This is a genomic window from Bacillus sp. LR--39 (assembly GCF_053613335.1).
The window spans coordinates 1-596 of record NZ_JBSIOT010001232.1 but is presented as its reverse complement, the minus strand read 5'-3'; the positions used below and the strand labels follow the sequence as shown (position 1 = coordinate 596).

General features: G+C 42.3%; 2 pseudogenes. Both read right to left on the bottom strand.

The window, feature by feature from the left end:
• Positions 1 to 102: pseudogene (locus ACWHAR_RS29625) on the bottom strand (YpjP family protein); the annotation flags it as partial.
• A gap of 259 nt (positions 103 to 361) precedes the next feature.
• Positions 362 to 596 (bottom strand): annotated as a pseudogene (locus tag ACWHAR_RS29620) (class I SAM-dependent methyltransferase); the annotation flags it as partial.

Here is a 596-nt window from a genome sequence, read left to right as displayed (position 1 = left end):
TCCGGAAGGCTTGTCCGCCATAAGGGCAGCCGGAGGAGATACGAGCCCGAACGTTACAATGGTAAATAAAACCACAAGGGTCTTTCTCATCCACAATTTCATGACTGCTTATTCCTCTCTATTTTATTGTCATGTTTCTCTTATTTTAGCACATCCAAAACATGCAAGTCATGTACTATATGAAACTGATATGCAAATTAGGAGATTCGTTGCTATGCACTTTGTGTAAAAACGCTTACAATATTCCATGAAAGGAGGCTTTCCGCATGATTGACGCTCTGTTTGCCACAGTTTCACTCTTAACATTATTATACTTTGTCGTCATGGAGGTCACCGATTAACAGAAAGCCCGTGATATGAATCACGGGCTTGTTTGAATGACGCCATAATGGAACAGTGCTGTTTTTCTTTTCATGACGTTAAAACCAAACTGTTCAAACCGCGGACTTTTCCAGTGGTCTTTTAGCACAACGCTTTTTCTGGCGACTCGTACCGCTTCATTGATACATCCTTCGTGTAAAACTGAATCCTCTGCCAAATCACGTAAAGGCGCGATGCCGTCAGAGGTCTCTACAGGTTCATGAAACATTGGATCG